The organism is Calothrix sp. NIES-2100 (genome assembly GCF_963875285.1).
Lineage (GTDB): Bacteria > Cyanobacteriota > Cyanobacteriia > Cyanobacteriales > Nostocaceae > Aulosira.
In genome coordinates, this window is the sequence record NZ_CAWNLA010000001.1 from 1573112 (window position 1) to 1591904 (window position 18793).

Here is an 18793-nt window from a genome sequence, read left to right on the forward strand (position 1 = left end):
GTCTTGTTGGGATTGCTGATCTCATTGGTGTCAACTTAAGTCAAAACGCTTATTCCACGGGCATTTTACCCCACCCCTCAATCCCCTCCCCGCAAGCGGGGAACTCGGGGCCCCCTCTGGGGATTAGGGGCAGGGAGGTTTTGCGTCAGCAAAGCCGGGGTGGGGTGACGCGGATCATGATGGTAAGCGAGTGAGTTGAAAATCATGTCTTGGTAAGGGTTTCACGTTAAGTTGACACGTATGAGCATTGCTGTACCCGCTATTTACTAGAACAAGCAACAGGTGTCAGCGTCGGACTATGGGGTGTAACTTCAGGCGCTTGTGCAACTAGATACATTTCTCCATTCTCTCCTCTTAGCAATCCTTGTGCTTCCACAATCGCCTCTGGGGGATGATTGCTTACTTTGTTGATATTACTAGTATGATTAGTCATATTTTTATCATCATCTACTATCACCCACCTTTTCACTATAGAATCAGCTTGCAGAGAGTCAAAGGGATTAGTAGCCACACCACCCCGTCCGGTGATGGTAAATGAACTGGATTGTTGCTTACTACCTGGATTGCAAGAGTTATCAATTTTCCCGGAAGCATCCGCCACATTTGAAGGTAGTTGGACTAAGCCTTTACTAGGGTCTACCTCTGGTGTGTTGATAATTACATTACCGCTAATGCCAAATTCAGAACTTGCCGTGATACCGCTGTTTTGTGTATCTTGTGTTTGGAATCCAATGCCGAATATTCCCTGAGTAGATATGTTGACATTACCACCATTTCCCCTGTAAGCATTGGCTGTGATATCGCTGTTTTCCTGGTTAACGGCGATAATGAAGGGACTATTAATCGTAATGTTACCACCATCACCACCAGCAAAATCTGTACCGGCTGAGGCAGTAATATTGCTGTTATGACGCAGGAATAAGAAATCTTTAATGTCTAGAGTAATTTCTCCGCCAGTATTACTAGCAGTAGCGGCATTAATAAAGGCTTGATTATCTAAAGTTAAAGTACCAGCACTCAGGAAAATATTGCCGCCTTTACCACTACCATTATTATTTACGCCGATGCCTGCACCGTTTTTAATGGTAAAAATTTCAGGGTCAATGGTAATATTGCCGCTATCACCTGTTGCAGCTTTTTCTGTATTGGCAAATAATCCGGTATTTGTGCCGTCTAAGGTGATATTATCCCGGACTTGGACGTTGATATTTCCGGCTTTGGCTGTACCGGATGTATTGGTGAGAAATTGTGCGCCGTTATTAGCGGTTAAGGTATGAGCATTAATGTTGATATTACCGCCTTGACCATTCATTGTTGAAGCGGAGATTTTGACGCCATCATTAATATTTAAGTTTTGGGTGGTAATAAGAATATTACCTGCATCGCCTATACCCGTACTTTCAACCGCTAATTTTCCTTTCCCTGCAATGTTAATATTTTCCGGTGCAGTGAGAATTAAGTCACCACCTTTACCACTGCCAGAAGTTGAAGCGGAAATATTAGAATTGGGGAACAGGGTAATATCTAAATTCGGCTGATTTGCGTAGGGATTGAGTTTTAATGTCCCTGCGGGGGCTTGTCCTTGGGTTTCGGCAAAAATCCCGACTATCCCTGCTAGGTCTAATTTAGAGGCGTTTAAGGTGATGCTTCCACCGCCTTCGGTGTTGGTAGCTGTTGCAGTGGCGGTGGCGGTAATGCGGGCGGTGTCGGATACTGTCAGACTAGGAGTGTTGACAATAATATCCCCAGCTTTACCTGCGCCAGTTGTTTCTACAGAGAGGATTGGCGCAAAATCTTGGACTCCTTTACCTATATTGACAGAATTTAAGGCGTTAACGCTAATTGTACCGCCATCTCCGCTACCAGAAGTTGTGGCGAAGATTTTACTACCATTAGTCAGGTTTAAAGTTGGGGTATTGAGTACAATATCCCCTGCATTACCAATACCAGAAGTGGCGGCAGAAAGGGTGACACCATCTGTTAAATTCAGGTTTTGAGTGGTAATTTCAATATTACCTGCATTGCCATTGCTAGAAGTTTCTACAGCTAATGTTCCTTGTCCGCTAATATTAATTGTTTCGGGGGCTTTGACAATTAAATCGCCGCCATTACCACTACCGGAAGTGGAAGCAGATATTTTTGAATTGGGGAACAGGGTAAGGTTTAAATCGGGATGATTTTCGTAGGGTTGTAGTGTTAATCTTCCTGCGGGGGCTTGTCCTTGGGTTTCGGCAAATACACCGACTATGCCTGCTAAATTCATTTTAGAGGCGTTTAAACTAATGCTTCCACCTTCTTGAGTATTAGTGGCTGTATTTGTGGCGGTGGCGGTGATGCGGGCGGTGTCGGATATGGTGAGGCTAGGTGTATTGACAATGATATTTCCGGCTTTACCTGCGCCGCTAGTTTCTACAGAGAGAATTGGGGCGAAGTCTTGAACACCAATACCGAGATTAACTTCATTCGGTGCATTGACAGTAATTGTACCGCCATTACCGTTACCTGTAGTTGTGGCGAAGATTTTGCCGCCATTGGCTAGTGTTACAGTGGGAGTATTGAGGGTAATGTCTCCAGCTTTACCTTCTGCTGTGGTGGAGGCGGAGATTTCTGAGGAATCTGTAAGGGTTAAGTTGTTGGCATTAATTTGTATATTGCCAGCTCGACCTATGCTATTGGTGTTGCTGGCAATTTTACTATTATTGAAGGTGACAGTACCCGGACTAAAGATGTTGACGTTTCCTGCGTTGTCCCTGCCTCTGGTGTCGCTTTCGATGCGACTATCTTTAAATGTGAGATTACCTGTGCTGGTAATATCTACATTTCCTGATTGACCTACTCCACTAATATCTAGGGGAATGTAAGTAATGTCTTCCCAATTATATCTAGGATTCTTAATTGTCACCTTTTTACTAGTTATGATGTCAGTATTTATCAGCGATAAATCTCCAGAACCATTAACTTGAACATCTCCAGATTTGCCAGTAGAAGATAAAGTTAAAATATCTAAATTTATAATGTTATTTTTAGCCGTTAAAGAAACGTTACCACCTTCTCCTGAATTTCCAGTTCGAGCAACAGAAAAGGAGTTCAAAGTGGCGGAAATCATATTTTCATCTAGATTCCCATTTATATTCCCATCTCTTGCACTGAGTGTAATCATTCCCCCAGTTCCCGCATTACCTGAAACTGAATATGACAAGGAGTTAAGGTCTTGTGTAGAAATATTACCCCTTGTGCTAGTTAGGGAAATTGCGCCCCCGAAACCCCCATTTCCTGAAAGTGCATCAGAGATAGAGTTGATTTCTTGTGTTGTGATATTCCCCAAAGATGTGAGGTTAATAGCACCGCCATTTCCTGTATTTCCAGTTGATGAATAGTTAGTTGAATTGGTAAATATTCCACTATTAACTTTTATATTGCCATTGCTACTGGTAAATTCAATCTTTCCCGCATTGCCTGTATTATCATTAATCCTATTGAGGAAAGTAGAAGCATTAACCGCTCCATATCCTGAATCTTGATTAGTCGGATTAATCGTAATATCACTGGCAGCTTTAATAATAATATTTCCGCCATTCCCATTAATTACTTGCTCGCTATTAGACCTTAGCCGAAAATTGATGAAAACATTTCCCCCAGAGAAAAGCTGAATATCGCCGCCATTGGTACCATTACCATGACTGGTATCACTTTCTATAGAGTCAATTGTGATATCTCCTGTTGTGCTAGTCAGGGCGATCGCACCCCCATCACCTGCATTTCCTGATTCTGAATAGGAAGAAGAGTTAAGACTTTGTGTAGTGATATTACCCTGTGTGCTAGTTAGGGAAATTGCACCTCCAGAATCTGCATTTCCTGAACTTGCATCGGTGGTTGTATGCAGTTCGCCTGTTCTGATATTACCCAAAGATGTGAGGCTAATGGCACCGCCATTTCCTGTATTTCCACTTGCTGAATAATTAGTTGAGTTTGTATATATTCCTCCATAAACTCCTATATTGCCATTAATACTGGTGATTTGAACTTTTCCCGCATTGCCGATATGATTATCGATGGCATTGGCGAAAGTAGAAGCATTAATAGTTCCAAAGCCTGGATCTTGACTATTAGGATTAATTATGATGTCACTGACCGCTTTGATAATAATATTTCCGGCATTGCCATTAGTTACGTTATAAGTATCAGACCATAAACCTAAATTGATGAAAACATTTCCCCCAGAGAAAAGCTGAATATCGCCGCCACTGGTATTAAAACTATTAATTACATAACTTCCTATTTGATTAGCTGTAATATCGCCTCCTGTAGTAGTCAGGGATATAGCACCTCCAGATCCTGCATTTCCTGAATCTGAAGCTGAAGAGGAGTCAAGGTTTTCTGAACTGATATTACCCCTTGCACTCAGGGATATTCCACCCCCATCACCTGCATTTCCTGATTGTGAATAGGAGGAAGAGTTAAAATTTTGTGTAGTGATATTACCCTGTGTGCTAGTTAGGGAAATTGCACCCCCATCACCTGCATTTCCTGAAAATGCATCGGTGGTGGTGTTGAGTTCGCCTGTTGTGATATTACCCAAAGATGTGAGGGTAATTGCACCGCCATTTCCTGTATTTCCATTTGCTGAAGAGTTCCATGAGTTTGTATATATTCCACTATTAACTTTTATATTGCCATTTATACTGGTGATTTGAACTCTTCCCGCATTACCGATATTATCATCACTCCTATTGAAGGAAGTAGAAGCATTTACCGCTCCATATCCTAAATATTGATTAGTCGGATTAATTGAGATATCATTTTCAGCTTTAATCGTAATATTTCCGGCATTCCCATTAATTACTTGCTCGCTATTAGACCTTAGCCCAAAATTGATTAAAACATTTTCCCCAGAGAGAAGCTGAATATCGCCGCCATTTGTACCATTACCATTACTGGTATCACTTTCTATAGAGTCGATTGTGATATCTCCTGTTGTGGTAGTCAGGGCGATTGCGCCCCCATCACCTGCATTTCCTGATTCTGAATAGGAAGAAGAGTTAAGACTTTGTGTAGTGATATTACCCTGTGTGCTAGTTAGGGAAATTGCACCCCCATCACCTGCATTTCCTGAAAATGCATCGGTGGTGGTGTTGAGTTCGCTGGTTGTGATATTCCCCAAAGATGTGAGGCTAATTTCACCACCATTTCCTGTATTTCCATTAGCTGAATAGTTCCATGAGTTTGTATATATTCCACTATTAACGTTGATATTGCCCTTAATACTTGTCAGTTGAATATTTCCAGCATTACCAGTATTCTTATCGCCCCTATAGAAGGAAGTAGAAGCATTTACCGCTCCATATCCTAAATATTGATTAGTCGGATTAATCGAGATATCATTTTCAGCTTTAATCGTAATATTTCCGGCATTCCCATTAATTACTTGCTCGCTATTAGACCTTAGCCCAAAATTTATTAAAACATTTCCGCCAGAAAATAGCTGAATATCTCCACCATTTGTATCAATACTATTATTTGTATAACTTTCTATTCGATTAGCTGTAATATCTCCTTTAGCATTAATATAAATAGAGCCACCATTATTGCCATTAGCATTAGTTGAAATTGTATCTACATTAATACTTCCATTTGTCGCATTGAGAGTAATTGCACCGCTATGACCAGATATAACTGGAGTGCGAAACATCAGTTTTGTCCCCTCAGCAGTTCCCCAAGGTGCAGTTTCACCTGCTTTGTACAAAATACCTGAATCGCCTGCACAACAATCTGTGACTGTTAATTGCCAAATTCCTGTAGTATTCTCACCATTAAAAGATGCTAACCCCCCTACCCCTGTTGGTTTAAATCTCCCTTGAAAGGGAGGTGAAGCATTATTAATACTTGTATCTGCACTATCATCTAACACAGTATCTTGAAAGTTATCGCCATCATTTCCTATACGATTAAATAACTCCAATGTTTTCCCAGATGGTGAAGTGAGATCAACTGCTATGTCACTATCCCAAGTATGTGATGCGGAAAACTGTAAATCTAAATCTTCTATTGCTTGTGACTCTGATACTGTGAAGGTAAAAATAGCAGTTCCTTCAGTTCCACTCGCAGGAATATCACCCCCAGCATCTACATCAACTGTAAAAATATCTCCGCCTTTCATCAAGTAAGTATCAATATTGCCTAATGTCAAACTCGCTCCCGAAATGCTAATATCTCTGCCATTGGTTTTGATAGTATCGGCAGTATCCATCTGAAAATTACCGTTCCCATCTCTATCATCATCAGCAATAAATGCGATTTTACCGCTACCATTAGCTAAATTTAAAGTGTTATTCGTCAGAGCATCAACTGTAATATCATTTGTCCCTTGCAATATCAGATTTGTATTTCCAGACAAACCCTCTAATGTAGTTTTATCAACTGTGGCATTATTGTTTTCACCAATAGTCAGGTTTTTAGTATTGAGGAATAATGTAGCTGTAGCGATATTTCCTCTAGTTATTAAATTTTCTGTACCTGTTAATTGTACTGTTCCCTCTGGTGCTGTTAATGTGCCTGTATTAATCACATTTGCAGAAAATAAATTTATATTCTTACCAGCATCAACAGTTAAATTACCTTGATTATTAATCGTCGCTTGCTGATTGCTCAACGCATTGCTAAATAACGCCCCTGGTTTGACTGTCAATAAATTACTACTTTGAGGATTAGTAGCACTAAATAACCCATTTTCACCGAATCTCATACCATCGGCAGTAGTCGCCGTAAAAGAACCACGAATATCTAAAACTGCATCTTTACCAAAAATTATGCCATTGGGATTGATCAAAAACAGGTTAGCGTTACCCAATACTCCCAGAGTTCCCAGAATTTGAGAAGCATTATTTCCCGTTACCCTTGTCAAAATATTCTCAATTCTACTGGGATTGGTAAAATATGCGCCTCTTCCTGAATCAATATTAAATTCACTAAAGCTGTGGAAAAGGTTCGCCCCGCGAATTGCACCCCCATCTATTCTGTCACTGGGGATTCCTTTAATTGTATCCGGGGTGACAACTGAGTTTTCTCTACCAAGAGTATTATCTGGAGCTATTTGCGCTCTAGCTGAGTTAAAGGTAGTCAGAGTTAAGCAAGTAAGGCTGTTTACCAAAAACCAACGGAAAATACCAGTAAATCGCACCACAACTACCTTTCTTTGTGAACAATCTGCTTATGCGGGTATTTTACTATCTTTTTAAGATTATTTTAATAGTTCAGTAAAAATGACTAATTAGTAATGATTATTCATTCAGCAAGAGTGGTTGATTTAGGCGCTTGGTGAAGAAAGTGCAAGATATCCAGATATATGCACCCATCGCAAATGAGTCATAACTTATACCAATTTGAAAAAAGAATGCGACAGATGGTAGGGGCACGGCAGTGCCGTGCCCTCTAGAATATATTGATGTGTCGCAAACATTATTTGAATTGGTATTACCCACTCAAACCTTGAGAAGGGGGCTTTAGAGGTTCTTGCTACTTGGTGTTAAGGCTAAAAACTAAAACTGATGTAGATGTAGGTTGAGTTGAGGAACGAAACCCAACGTTACAGGACTTACGCACTGTACAAATTAATAATTATATGAATTTACCAAATTCGAGAGTTTCCGGCTTTGATGAATCATTCCTTTGATGGGAGATAGATCCGCGCTATGGAGGGTTTAGCACTGCTCATTGGTGTCAACTTAACGTGAAACCTGCTTGGTGACAACGTTTTGCCCTCACCCCCAACCCCTCTCCCTGAGGGAGAGGGGAGCCAGAAATTCAATTCCCCTTCTCCCTTGGGAGAAGGGGTTAGGGGATGAGGGCGTGGGGAATTTGTACAACGCCCGCCCTATATAGCTTTTGGCTTAAGTTGACACGTATGAGCACTGCTAAACCCCTACAATATGTGTGTTTTTTGAGGATAGTTAACTGTTGTAGCGGTGCCTTCACAGACATTGTTGTCAACTTACAGCATCTTCCTGTAAATAGACCACATTTGTCGTAGGGGCACAGCACTGCTGTGCCCTGAGAGTGTGGTTCAACTACGTGAAAACTGCTGTAAAAGCAGAATAGCTGATCGCTGAATGCAGATATTCAATGCTAATTCTTAACTCGCCCGTTAGTTGGCTCTGGGATACTTGCAGTTGGGGCACTTTGAGTAGGTAAAGCTTCCGCAACAACTGGAACTTGTGAAGTAGATGGTTTGCGCTTGCGATTAGAGCCACCTGCTTTGGAATACTCGATGCTGTTTCTACCGTAGACAGTTGCGACTCCACTGAGCATTCGTTCGGAAAGTTCTGAGAGTTCTTTGTCCATCTGGATGACTGCTTTACGCGATTCATCGAGATTGGACAACAGCGTATTATGGGCTTCCACCATTGCACGGGTATTATTGATTAGGCGGGAGTAGGCTTCAATAGTTAATCCATGTCCTAAATTGAGATTTTCATCTATGGATTTAAGTAGAGCGAGACGACGTTGGGCTTTGTCCACAGCAGCAGAACCGCGAGTTTTGAAAGACATGGTAGATCCTCCTGAAATAGTTCTCTTTTAAGATATTAGGATGAGCTTATGGATGAGATGGGTAGATTTGTGGAATTAATCAACAGTAAAAAGCAATATTTAGGATTTTTTCTGTATTTTTACTCATTTATATGGTTTTTTAGGTTATCTATCGTAATTAGCAATTGGGTTCTCCAAAATGTTACAGCAGATTTCACGTTGGTGAGGTACAAAAATACCCCACCCGCGCTATCGCGCACCCTCCCCGAACTCGCGGGGAGGGTTGGGTAACTCGGGGCTCCTTTGGGGATTAGGGGCAGGGTGTACCTCATGTAGTTGCAAAACGCTGTAAAAAAGTCGCTGAGTAAATTACTTTAACTAAACAAGAAATTAGCACCAAACAAGTTGTCACTGAAATTTGTACTGGTGAAGCCAGTTGTACCTGATAAAGTCACCAATAACTGACCAGTTCCAAAACCAATATTATTAGCAATACCATCACCCAGACGCAGTAAAGTATTACTACCTGATGTCATCACATCAATATTAGGAATACCTGTCAACTGGATTTTATCAGCACCGACACCACGGACAAATTGATAAAGCGTATCTGCACCATCACCAGAAGCATAGTTGACAATATCTACAGCACTATCAGCAGCACCTAGATAGAGTGAATCGTCACCAAAACCACCTGTGAAAGTATCTGCACCTGCTTTAGCATCGAGGATATCTGCACCTCCACCACCAATGAGAATATTAGCTGCTGCATTCCCTGTAATCCTATTAATCAGGTCGTTACCAGTAGCGTTAATCGCAGATGTTCCTTGTAAAGTCAGATTTTCGGCGTTATTAGTGGCTAAAGAGTAACTAACAGTGCTGTAAACTATATCCGTTCCTTCATCAGCAATTTCTGTAATCATGTCTCCCACGTCATCCACATAGTAGGAATCATCTCCAGTTCCACCAATTAGGGTATCTGCACCTGCTTTACCATCAAGGATATCGTTACCTGCAAGACCTGTGAGAATATTAGCTGCTGTGTTCCCTGTAATCCTATTAGCCAGGTCGTTACCAGTAGCGTTAATCGCAGATGTTCCTTGTAAAGTCAGATTTTCGGCGTTGTTAGTGGCTAAAGAGTAACTAACAGTGCTGTAAACTATATCCGTTCCTTCACCAGCAATTTCTGTAATCATGTCTCCCACGTCATCCACATAGTAGGAATCATTACCCGTTCCACCAATTAGGGTATCTGCACCTGCTTTACCATCAAGGATATCGTTACCTGCAAGACCTGTGAGAGTATTAGCTGCTGTGTTCCCTGTAATCCTATTAATCAGGTCGTTACCAGTAGCGTTAATCACAGATGTTCCTTGTAAAGTCAGATTTTCGGCGTTGTTAGTGGCTAAAGAGTAACTAACAGTGCTGTAAACGTTATCAGTTCCTGCACCAGCAATTTCTGTAACGATGTCTCCCACATTATCAACATAGTAGGAATCATTACCAGCACCGCCAATCATTGTATCTGCACCAATACCACCATTGAGGATGTTATTAGCACTATTGCCAGTGAGGGTATTATTTAAGGTATTGCCTGTACCATTAATTGCAGCAGTTCCGGTTAAGGTGAGATTTTCCAGATTGGCTTTTAATGTCCAAGTTATAGAAGATTCAACGTTATCAATACCTTGATTTAAGAATTCGGCAATGACATCTCCCACATCATCTACCACGTAAGTATCATTGCCAGCACCACCACCTAATAAATCTGCACCTGTTCCTCCGTTCAAGTAATCATTTCCGTTACCACCACCTAAATCATCATTTCCTGCACCTGCTTTAATCCAATCGTTACCAGCATTACCAATAAAGCTGACTGTACCTGCAAATGCGTTTAAATCAAAGCGTTCAAATCCGATTATGGTTGTACCAGGGATGTTGACTTGATTGGTGGTGTTATTGGTATCAATGGCAATAGTATCAGTTGCAGTTCCCTCGATAATGATCAGGGTATCTGTGCCTGTGTTACCGTTAATGGTGTCGTTTTGTTGCAGGTTAGCAAAAGTGCTGGTGATGGTGTCATCTCCACCTTGAGCATCTATAATATCTTGTTTGGGTGTAGTGGTCAGGGTTTCACTGCTGCCTGTACCTGTGATGACATTAAGAATAAACTTACTGGTATCAATAATCTTTAAGCCTCTAACAGAATCAGCAACATAAGTGTAGTTGTCTACTACTTGTACACCGTAAGCATCGCCATCAGTATCATAATTGTCCTTGAGGATGGGGTTGATAGGATTACTAACGTCGATGATTTGTAATCCTGAACCACTATCAGCAACATAAGCGTAGTTGCCTACTACTTGTACACCCCTGGCATAGCCACTAGTATCATAACTGCCCTTAAGGATGGGGGCATTGGGATTGCTAATGTCGATGATTTGTAATCCTGAACCACTAGCAGCCACATAAGCGTAGTTGTCTACTACTTGTACATCTTGAGCCGACCCACTGGTATGATAATTTCCCCTAAGTATGGGGGCATTAGGATTGCTAATGTCTATTATTTGCAGCCCCGAATAATCATCAGCAACATAAGCGTAGTTGCCTACTACTTGTACACCCCTGGCATAGCCACTAGTATCATAACTGCCCTTAAGGATGGGGGTGCTGGGATTACTAATGTCTACTATTTTCAGTCCTAAAAGATCATTAGCCAAATAGGCGTAGTTGCCTACTACTTGTATGGCATAAATATAAGCATCGCCACTGTTACTGTAATTGCCTTTGAGGATGGGGGCATTGGGATTGCTAATGTCTATTATTTTCAGTCCGGAAGGTGCTTCAACGACATAAGCGTAGTTACCTACTATTTGTAAATCAATCGCCGCGTAAATAGTATCATAATTGCCCTTGAGGATGGGGGCATGGGGATTGCTAATGTCTATTATTTGCAGCCCCGAAGTACTATCAGCAACATAGGCGTAGTTGCCTACTACTTGTATGGCATAAGCATAGTCACTGGGATCGTAATTGCTCTTGAGAATTGGGTTAGTAGGATTGCTGATGTCTACTATTTTCAGTCCTTCACCAGAATCAGCAATATAAGCGTAGTTTCCTAATACTTGTACACCCCTGGCATAGCCACTAGTATCATAACTACCCTTGAGGATGGGGGCAGTGGGATTGCTAACGTCTACTATTTTTAGTCCTGACCAAGTATCAACTATATAAGCATAATTATTTATGATTTGTACATCAAAAGGAGAGCTGCTTATGAAAGGAGAGTTACTGGTACTATAATTAATTATGAGGACAGGAGAATTGGGATTGCTAATATCTATTATTTTTAGTCCCGCACCAGAATCAGCAACATAAGCGTAGTTGCCCACCACTTTTACACTATAAGCATAGCCATCAGTATCATAATTGCCCTTGAGGATGGGGGCGTTAATATTACTAATATCTATTATTTGCAGTCCTTTATCTTGATCGGCAACATAAGCGTAATTGCCTACTACTTGTACATCCAGAGCAAAGCCACTGGTGTCATAATTTCCCTTAAGAATAGGGGAATTGGGATTACTAATGTCTACTATTTTCAGTCCTGACGACCCATCAGCGACATATGCATAGTTACCTACTACTTGTACACCATAAGCACTGGCATTATAAATGTTTTTGAGGATGGGGGAATTGGGATTACTAATGTCTACTATTTTCAGTCCTGAATATTGATCAGCCACATAAGCGTAGTTGCCTACGATTTGTACATCCTGAGCTTCAAAAAGAAGGGAATTTCCCTTAAAAACTGGATTATTGGAGTTACTAATATCAATAATTTCTAGTGTATCCCCCACTACGTAGGCATAGTTCCCCACAACTGTCACAGCATTTGCATAACTTAAACGCTCCCAGAGTCCAACTAATGTAAGTGCAAATACTCCCTGATACGCTTTTAATGTTTCCATACTAAAAATCAGAGAAGTCCCATGATTTTCAGGAATATTAACTTCTAACTTCCAATTTCCACCTAAAGCTGAATTTCCCGTTTTTGTTGCTGAGGCGCTAATAGTTGCGTTGGTAATCTCATGTAATTTGCTAATAAATTCTTCCCCAACATTCCCCGCAGCGACATTACATCCATAGAGTAAAATACTCTGGCTTTGCCAATGCTGCAATAAAACAGCATATTTACTGATGTTGTTTAGATTCAGTTGACTATTACCTAAATACAAACATCCCGGAGAACCGTGGGAAACAATGTGAATGGTGGTTATTTGGGGATTTATTTGTAAAAATTCTGTAATTTCCTCAACTCCGTCTCGATGTGAAGACAGAATAACTGCTTCTACTCCTTCAACAACTCCTGTCTGTAGGGTTTTGTAGTCGGAAACAGAAGGATCTATAAAGACAACTGTAGAAGGTTGATTTAGCAAAGAATTGTTCAACGTATTTTTGTCGATGTTCACGAGATAACGAAGTGTGTTTTTTTGTTGTATTTTGGCTGATAAATATTTAGCTGTATTATCAGCTTCCTGCATTGCAAGGGTATTATCGATGAGGCGAGTGTAAGCTTCAATAGTTAATCCATGCCCTAAATCTAGATTCTCATCTATGGATTTAAGCAAGGTGAGACGACGTTGGGCTTTGTCCACAGCATTAGAACCGCAAGTTTTGACAGACATGGTAGATCCTCGTTGCATAGTTCTCTTTTAAGATAGTAGGATGACCTTATGGATGAGATGGGTAGATTTGTGGAATTAATCAACAGTAAAAAGCAATATTTAACAGTTTATCTGTAGTTTTACCAAAAAAGTCAACTGAAGGCGCTCAGTATGAAGCATGAAATTACCCCATCCATAAAGCAATACGCTTGGTGTTAAGCACAACAGTAGGTTGGGTTGAGGCGCTCTCGTTACCCAAAAAATCGCGCAGAACGTTGGGTTTCGTTCCTCAACTTAACCTACATGTATAATTAGCTGGACTTGATATCAATTCTGGATGAACGTAATTAGTAATTGGGTTTGCCGATATAATAATTGCGATCGCCAATCTAGCTTTTGGGTTTCCTGATATAATAATTGCGATCGCCAATCTAGCTTTTGGGTTTCCCGATATAGCTTTTGGGTTTCCCGATATAGCTTTTGGGTTTCCTGATATAATAATTGTGATCGCCAATCTAGCTTTTGGGTTTGCCGATATAATAATTGCGATCGCCAATCTAGCTTTTGGGTTTCCTGATATAATAATTGCGATCGCCAATATAGCTTTTGGGTTTCCCAATATAGCTTTTGGGTTTCCCAATATAACTTTTGGGTTTCCCGATATAACAAATGCGATCGCCAATATAGCTTTTGGGTTTCCTGATATAGCTTTTGGGTTTGCCGATATAATAATTGCGATCGCCAATCTAGCTTTTGGGTTTCCTAATATAGTAATTGCGATCGCTAATATAGCTTTTGGGTTTCCCCCTTTCCCCTTCCCAAAACCCTAATTTTGAATTCCAAAACCCGAACATGCAACAGCTGTCAATGTCGGACTATGGGGCGTAACTTGAGGCACTTGGGCAACTAAAGAGATATCTCCGTTCTCATCTACTATCATTCCCTGTGCTTCCACAATTGCCGCTGGTGTCTGGTTGCTCATCCTGTTGATATTACTATGATTATCAGTAATATTTTTACCCTCATCTACCGTCACCCATTGTTTAATGGTAGAATCAGTTTGCAGAGCGCCGTAGGGATTATCAGGTAAACCACCTCTTCCAGTAATAAAGAATTCGCTTTGATTTTCGGCTTTTTGAGGTTTACAGGCTTGGGATAGTTGAGATTGTACTGGTCTTTTTGGTAATTGTGTTAATCCCACAGATGGATCTATAGCTCGATTAATCTCCACTTCCCCGGATGTCCCAAATTCCGAACTGACAGTGAAGTCGTTAAAGCGGGTTTGTGCTGGGCGAAACTGAATTCCCAACACACCTTCGGCGTTAATGTTGATTTTACCACCGTTACCAAACTCGGCATTAGCAATGATATCGCTACCTTGTGTACCAATCGAGGGAAAGGCAATCAAGAATTTAGTGTCAATATTAATGTTACCGCCATTAGCTATATTATTCGCAGTAGCAGAAATCAAGCTTTCATTTTGTAGTTGCAACCAATCGGATATTTGCAGTCTGATATTTGCGCCGCTTTGGGTATCACTGTTTCCGGTTTCAGCGGCAATTATTCCTTGGTTGAGGAACAGGGAATTAGCGGTAATATCTACATTACCTGCTTGTCCTTGGGGACTACTCACGGTGACTTGTGCGTGATTGGCGAGATTAAATTGACCGGTTTTCACGGTTAAGTCACCAGCCACACCGTCTTTTCCTGTGGCTGCTACTGTTAAAGCACCTGCACTCAATTCTACAGCCTCAGCGGCGTTAACTCTCAGGTTTCCGGCTTTACCTGTTTGGGTGGAAGCTGAGATTTGACTATTGTTCACCTCTAGGGTTTGCAATCCCTGGAGTTGGATATCTCCACCTACACTTGATATAGTGTTTGCAGAGATTTTCGCTCCCGATAGCAGATTTAACTGTGGGGTGTTGATAGTGATATTTCCAGCTGTACCAGTACCAGTAGCTTGGGTTAATAAGCGACTCTGGTTTTGCAGTAGTGCGAAATCAGCAGCATTAACCGTTAAATTTCCCCCTTTACCGCTGCTAGAGGTGGAAGCAGATATTTGCGAGCCGTCGGGAATTGTCAATTTTTTGGTAATAATATTGATATCTCCGGCGCTACCATTATTACTGGTTTCTACTGTTAATTGACCATCGCCATGAATATTTATCGCTTCGGGAGCAGTTACAATTAAATTACCGGCATTTCCATTACCAGAAGTTAAAGCAGAAATTTTCCCCCCATCTGACAATTGCAGATTTAAGGTTTGTTGATTGTCATTGGGTTGGAGGATGATTGAACCTGCGGGCGCTACACCTGCTGTTTCTGCAAACAAGCCACCCCCACCGGAAAGTGTGACAGCAGCAGCATTGACGGTGATTTTACCCGTTGGTTGTTTTGTGGTAGCAGTCGCAGTTGCAGTTGCAGATACTTTGGCTTGACTGTTAATGTTTAAGGTATCAGTAGTAATTGTGATGTCTCCAGCAGCTCCGGCATTACTCGTTTCGCTGGAAATGGAACTATTATTAGAGAGCAAGACAGAACTGGCATCTTTGATAAGAATACTACCTGCATTACCTGTGGTCGAGGTTTCGCCTCTAATATTACTACTATCGATGAAAATTTGGTCAGCAGATAAGTTAACGACACCTGCATTCCCTGCATTGAGGGTGCTGCTTCTAATGAGAGAATTATTTTTGATATTAATCAAGTCATGAGCAGTTAAGGAAATTGCTCCCGAATCACCTGTATTAAAGGTGCTACTAGTAATAAAACTTTTGTTGTCGAGTAAAATTGAGTTAGTCGCAGAGATATTGATGTCCCCACCTTTACCTCCCACAGATACACCGCTAAAACTGCTGCTACGGATAAAAGTTTGATTCATCGCGATTGCTGAGGCGGTGATGTTAATTGCTCCGCCATTTTGCGCACCGAGAGTTCTGCTATCAATAAAATTATTATTCATCGATACAGAATTAGCTGCATTAATATTGATAGCACCAGCCGGACTTAACCCAGAACTGCCACTGGTAAATGTACTATCATTAATGATGATCGAGTCACCAGTGGCATTGATGTTGACTCCAAAGGGAAAACTACCCGAACCTCGTCCATTACTTAAAAGACTACTTCGGTTAATGGCAATTGAATTAGCAAGGATGTCAACTTGGCCGCGATCGCCTAAACTATCATTAGCACTAGAGATGCTACTATCGTTGAGGATAAATCCAGCATCAGCAATGATATTAATCGAGCCACCATTCCCTGCACCAAAGCTCTGAGTCAAAATCCGGCTATTATTTTCCATCGCCATGCTTCCTGCATCGATGGTAATTGCTCCACCATCGCCCTTACCTAAAGTTTGGCTTTCGATTGTGCTATTACCAATGGCTACGGAATCAGCAGTTACCTTAATTGCTCCACTGCCATTTTCCCCAAAACTACTACTACTCAAATAGCTGTTATTCATCGACAGGGAACGAGCATCTAGGGTAATTGTGCCACTACTGCTAGAAAATCTGCTGTTAATCAGATTAATGTTATCAGCTTTCAAGGCGAGATTCACAGGTGCAAAGATATCAGGCGGTTTCACCAAGGGGTTGATATTAGCACCATTATTGAAAATGATATCTTTTGCTGCTTCTAGGGTGAGACTACCAGTAGCCAGTACGGATTTATTCACAATGATATTGCCATTACCGAGAGGCGATCGCAATATGACAGGATCTGGGAAAGTAACATTACCCAGTAGGTTAATTGTACCGCTACCATCAGCCCGACCAATGGTAATCGCAGCAAAACCATCGGTAAACCGACTCAGTTCATAATTATGTAAGAAAGTTGCACTGAGATCGATATCATTTCTCCCCAATTCCAGATTTAATGACGGTGTTAACGGTTGAATCAGCAGATTCCCACTACCAGTCACCGTACCCACAATAAAATTGCGATCTGCTGTCAGGGTAATATCTCCATTACCGGAATCCAGGGAAGAGACATGAAAAATCCCTTCGAGGTTGTTACTGTCGCCAAGTAAATTTATATTTCCCCCTGCTGAATTGATGGGAGAGATAATAAAAATACCCTGTTTATTAACGCTAGTACCAGTCAAGCTAATATTACCACCCCCGGAATTGATGGGGACAACAGTTAAAATACCTGGATTGGTATCACCATTTCCTTGAATTGCGATATCTCCCCCACCTGTGGAGATAGAGTCATCGGGAGAAAATAAACTGGGAACAAGTTCGACTCTCCCAAAACCAGTGCGATCGCTATTCCCATTCAATACAAGATTTAGGCTATCAGTTGTCAAGGTATTGCTGTCAGCGATCGGTGCATTAATCAAAATATTATTCTGAGCATTTAACGTCAAAGTTTTCCCTGTACCGATACCATTAAAATCTAGTTTGGCATTGAGAGTAATATCCCCAGCTTGAGAATTTGCGCCAGCTGCTGTAGTTGATATCGTTACATTCCCAGATTTGAGCGCATTCACAATCACATTCACTTCAATCCGGGAAGTATCACCAGTTGTCTGGAAGGGATTTGTCGCCGTGATATTGTTATTCCCAGTTCCAGCGGCGACAATTTCAATATTATTCGGATCAATCAGCCAATTCCCCCCAATTCCTCTTGGCGCTTGCATATCTGGTGTCGTGGTAATATCAAGAAATTGATGCCCACTAGTTTCTATAAAACCACCATTACCACCCAGTAATCCCCCACGAGTGCTAATGTTGCCGTATATTTGCGCCGTATCTTCAGCCAAAATAATTATACTGCCACCATTACCCAAAGTTTGGGCATCAGCATGAATATTTACATCAGGTGCAATATAAATTCTCTGTCCATCATCCCCACCAATGAGAACCTTACCACCAACTAAATCAGCAGAAACATCTATCAGAGCATGAGCGAATAAACCAACCCGTTCTCCTAATAGTTGTACTGTACCACCAGGAGCAATCAACGCACCGGTGCTAGTAACTGTATTCCCAAATAAAGTCAGATTCTTTCCCAGATTAACAGCTAAATTTCCCCCATTAGCGATATCTCCCCCATTTGCTTCTCTTTGCAAACCAATGGGGACATTTATTTTTAGTAGTGGTGGTGCTTGAGGATTAGTAGCGCTAAACTCCCACCCATTCCCCAACACAAAACTCTTCCCAGCACTCCCCACAAAAGAACCATTCACATCCAAACGCGCATTTTGTCCAAAAATAATCCCATTGGGGTTAACAAAAAACAGGTTAGCATTACCTAAAACCCCCAATGTCCCCAGAATTTGAGAAACATTACTTCCCGTCACCCGCGTTAAGATATTCTCAATCCCACTGGGATTAGTAAAATAAGCTCCCTTTCCTGCTCGAATATTAAAATCTGTAAAGCTATGGAAGAGATTCCCGGCGCGAATAGCCCCCCCATCAATTCTGTCACTGGGAATCCCTTTGATGATCTGATTAGGAGTAACAACAGATTTTTCAGCACCAAGGGTATTATCTGGAGTAATTTGCGCTATTGCCAAATTACCGGGAGTCAGATTTAAGTAGGTGAGACTACCAGTCAAAAACCCAAGCAGGAAAGGGATAAATCGCATCGTACTT

At 41.3% G+C, this 18793-nt stretch carries 5 protein-coding genes; all 5 read right to left on the bottom strand.

The features are described 5' to 3' along the window. Positions 1 to 259: 259 nt before the first annotated feature. The 5 genes from AACU32_RS06545 to AACU32_RS06565 all read right to left on the bottom strand — a co-directional run bounded on the left by AACU32_RS06545 (position 260) and on the right by AACU32_RS06565 (position 18786). On the bottom strand, positions 260 to 7177 hold the full coding sequence (locus AACU32_RS06545; RefSeq protein WP_339377588.1) for a two-partner secretion domain-containing protein: 6918 nt from the start codon (positions 7175 to 7177) through the stop codon (positions 260 to 262). A gap of 944 nt (positions 7178 to 8121) precedes the next feature. Then, positions 8122 to 8544, bottom strand: a complete 423-nt coding sequence (locus AACU32_RS06550) for a hypothetical protein (protein WP_096598861.1) — start codon at positions 8542 to 8544, stop codon at positions 8122 to 8124. A 353-nt stretch (positions 8545 to 8897) separates the two neighbouring features. Continuing rightward, positions 8898 to 13211 carry a DUF4347 domain-containing protein gene (locus tag AACU32_RS06555; protein ID WP_339377589.1) on the bottom strand — a complete coding sequence of 1438 codons (4314 nt, stop codon included), beginning with the start codon at positions 13209 to 13211 and terminating at the stop codon, positions 8898 to 8900. Positions 13212 to 13517: 306 nt separating this feature from the next. Next, positions 13518 to 13859, bottom strand: coding sequence for a hypothetical protein (locus AACU32_RS06560; RefSeq protein ID WP_096598862.1), 342 nt, complete (start codon positions 13857 to 13859; stop codon positions 13518 to 13520). A 157-nt stretch (positions 13860 to 14016) separates the two neighbouring features. Next, positions 14017 to 18786 (bottom strand): two-partner secretion domain-containing protein, encoded by a 4770-nt coding sequence (locus AACU32_RS06565; RefSeq protein WP_096598863.1) that lies wholly within the window; start codon positions 18784 to 18786, stop codon positions 14017 to 14019. Positions 18787 to 18793: the final 7 nt, after the last annotated feature.

Coding starts and splice junctions, on each gene's coding strand:
- AACU32_RS06550 (WP_096598861.1), bottom strand. CDS start 8,544: ATGTCTTTCAAAACTCGCGGTTCTGCTGCTGTGGACAAAGCCCAACGT.
- AACU32_RS06555 (WP_339377589.1), bottom strand. CDS start 13,211: ATGTCTGTCAAAACTTGCGGTTCTAATGCTGTGGACAAAGCCCAACGT.
- AACU32_RS06565 (WP_096598863.1), bottom strand. CDS start 18,786: ATGCGATTTATCCCTTTCCTGCTTGGGTTTTTGACTGGTAGTCTCACC.